The organism is Microcystis sp. M169S2 (assembly GCF_020245865.1).
Lineage (GTDB): Bacteria > Cyanobacteriota > Cyanobacteriia > Cyanobacteriales > Microcystaceae > Microcystis > Microcystis ichthyoblabe_A.
The window spans coordinates 1-2,754 of sequence record NZ_JADBUB010000179.1 but is presented as its reverse complement, the minus strand read 5'-3'; the positions used below and the strand labels follow the sequence as shown (position 1 = coordinate 2,754).

Annotated in this window: 2 protein-coding genes and 1 pseudogene; 1 reads left to right on the top strand and 2 read right to left on the bottom strand. The window is 47.5% G+C overall.

The annotated features are described in order from the left end of the window. Positions 1 to 128 (top strand): annotated as a pseudogene (locus IM485_RS17300) (IS630-like element ISMae27 family transposase); the annotation flags it as partial. Here IM485_RS17300 and IM485_RS17295 read toward each other — a convergent pair. Both IM485_RS17295 and IM485_RS17290 read right to left on the bottom strand, forming a co-directional pair. Further along, complete coding sequence (locus IM485_RS17295) at positions 117 to 503, bottom strand: polysaccharide deacetylase family protein (RefSeq protein WP_287744600.1); 387 nt, start codon at positions 501 to 503, stop codon at positions 117 to 119. The pseudogene IM485_RS17300 and the gene IM485_RS17295 sit on opposite strands and share 12 nt — an antisense overlap. A 210-nt stretch (positions 504 to 713) precedes the next feature. Beyond that, a complete protein-coding gene (locus IM485_RS17290; protein ID WP_287744597.1) occupies positions 714 to 1,790 on the bottom strand; it encodes an AI-2E family transporter in 1,077 nt (358 codons plus the stop codon). Positions 1,791 to 2,754 lie beyond the last annotated feature (964 nt).

Here is a 2,754-nt window from a genome sequence, read left to right as displayed (position 1 = left end):
ATTTTAACTCCCTTGATAACTTAAGAAGTAAACTTTACCATCTTTTAAATTCTCTATCCAATGACACGATCGGGTATTTGACGGGATGGTCTTGGATTTTAGAAGCTCTATGTCTGTCAGGAATTTAGAAAAATGGTATTAGCTTCCCGAAACTGACTAGCAAAAGCGTCGGCAGCCAGTTGACTGGTACGCAGATCTTGGGTGCCGTGATTAGCGATTTCGTGACCTTGGGCGATGAGGCTCTCAATCAAGGTGGAGTTCGGTTGTAGGTGTCCCGTGATCAGAAAAAAAGTCGCCTTGACGGCAGTTGCCGGGCTGGCTTTTTCTCGATTATGAGCGGCGATCGCTGCTAGAATGCGATCGGTGGATTTTCCTTCTGGATCGTTGGGGGTGGGTAGATCGTCGATAGTAAGGGCGATAATTTTCTCTCCTGTCGGTTGATAGAAAATTGCCCCGGTCAAAAGTCGAGCGACGATCGAGATAATTAATTTGGCAATGCTCATTTGGGGGGTTAAGGGATGAGAGGAGAAGCAAAGATTAGCGATTACAGGCCAAAGATGATTTCTTTAGGAGATATTTCTGCATTTTGTTGAGTTTCTGCATAAGCCCCAAAACTGAGTCTAGCGACTCCGGGTAAAAATAAGGTAGTGGCCACGGATGACAACTACCAAACCGGTGAGCCTTTTCAAGGCAAAAATTAGACATATCTGCCCTTAGATTGGCTCATCATGGCTATTGGCCACCGATTCGGGGCTATCCTCAGCAATCCAAGCCCTGACTAACTCGTAGCAAAGACCGAGCAGAACTGGTCCGACGAACAAACCGATAATCCCGTAGGCGATCACTCCCCCGAACACCCCCAGCAGAATCACCACCATGGGAATGGGCAGACCGCGGCCCATTAAAATCGGCTTGAGGAAATTATCCACCAAGGTGGCGGGAATCATCCAGATGGTAAATAATAGGGCGATGGAATGGGGTAGTGTTACCCAAGCGTGAATGAGCGCCCCCAAGACAATCAAACCGGGGCCAATTTGGAGAATGCCCAAAATTAGGGTGAGGAGAGTTAATAAACCGGCCGCAGGCGTTCCCACCGTCACTAAACCGATGCCGATCAAAAGACTCTGGATAATAGCAACGCCAATAATACCGCGGCTAACATTGCGGACGGTAGAGGCGGTTAGACTGGCCAGCGCGATTCCTCGACCTGGGGCGATCTTTTCCGCTAACCGGTTCATCAGGTGAGTCAGATTTTTAGCGGAGAGGGTGAGGGCCGCCGCAATCAGAATCGAGGCGATAAATTTCAGCACCGTCAGACCAGTACTGGTGGCCAGGGAAAGGGAGATTTTCCCCATTTCTTTTAATTGTGGCTCGAAGCGTTGAAGAAATTGACCCGTGTTATCCGATGCCTGCTGCCAGAGACCGGCAATCCTTTCGCCAATTAGCGGCCAGGTGGCCACATCGTCGGGGGGAGGGGGAATCACCGCCGCACCAGTATCGATATACTCGGCCAGCGTTCGCAGATTACCGGCCAGAACCGCTGCAATGCCACTCACCGGACCGATAATAATCCCTAGACAAATTAGGGTGAGGAGAACTGCGGCTAGTTTCGCCCGGCCTGCGAGTAACTTTTTTAACCAGAGAAAGAGCGGATACCAAGCGATCGCTAGAATTGCTCCCCAGAGGATCATGGTTAGGAAGGGACGCAGTAAGGTAAAACCGGCAAATAACAACAGGCCGAGAAAAAACAGCCGGATGACGAGATCGATAATTTTAGCGTCGTTTTTCATCGGAAATTTTGGGTTTGAAACCCCGTCCTTCTAGGACGGCTTGACATTTAAAATACATCTCGCTAAAACTAGGCATTTTCAGCGAGAAGCCATGTACCTGACTCAAACGAACCAGATACCCGGACTTGAAGCGAGGGAATTTAACGCCTTGGGAGAACTGCCGACTGAGTAAAAACCTCTACAATCTAGGGCTTTACACGGTTGGACAGTATTATTTTCAAGAACGAAAACATCTTTGCGATCGAGTCCAACTATCACTACTGTAAGGGAAATGAGAACTATACACGGCTGAATACCGATATAGCGCAACAAACCCTTAAAGTAGTCGATAGAACGTTTCCGAGCTTCTACGGCTTGTTAACGAAGGCAGGGGTCCGTTTTTGTAACGGGGATTCATGCCCCGCTCCAAAAACTTTTCGCCTTAAGGCGGGGTTTTAGACCCGATTTTTTCGATCAACCAAGAGAGTATAAATTCTCCTGGAAACGGGTTAAACGGGGGCTGTATCGAATCAAGGGAGGGTTTTTGGTTAACGCTGACTGTATATGGAGTGGCGAACATTTTGAGAAAAAGTAAGCACGATGCTTTAAGCGGATTGTCTAGGGGCTGTTTGGCACAGCCATTAAGAGTGAAAATCTCTTAATAATTCTCGTCCGTTTTACGGCAGAGATTGTCAATGTCTTGTCACCAGCAAGTCGCCGAATATTCTTGATATATAATGATAGTTATATCTGGACTTCCCCGTTGACAAAAAGCCATAAGCTGTGCTGTAGAAGGGATTAAGAGAATTTCCAGCGCCCCGTTACTGGCTACAAATTAGGGAAAATCCCAATAAATCTAACGCTTTTTGTTGCAGTTGAGTCGGTCGAGTTATCTTAGAAAAACGATAACTTCCCTGCCTAATCGTACATTCCACTGTATTCAAGCAAATTGTCCCCAGGTCTTCCAACAAAGTCCGAAAACTAT

Bases quoted from the DNA above. Each gene is read 5' to 3' on its own strand.
- IM485_RS17295 (WP_287744600.1), bottom strand. From the start codon at position 503: ATGAGCATTGCCAAATTAATTATCTCGATCGTCGCTCGACTTTTGACC.
- IM485_RS17290 (WP_287744597.1), bottom strand. From the start codon at position 1,790: ATGAAAAACGACGCTAAAATTATCGATCTCGTCATCCGGCTGTTTTTT.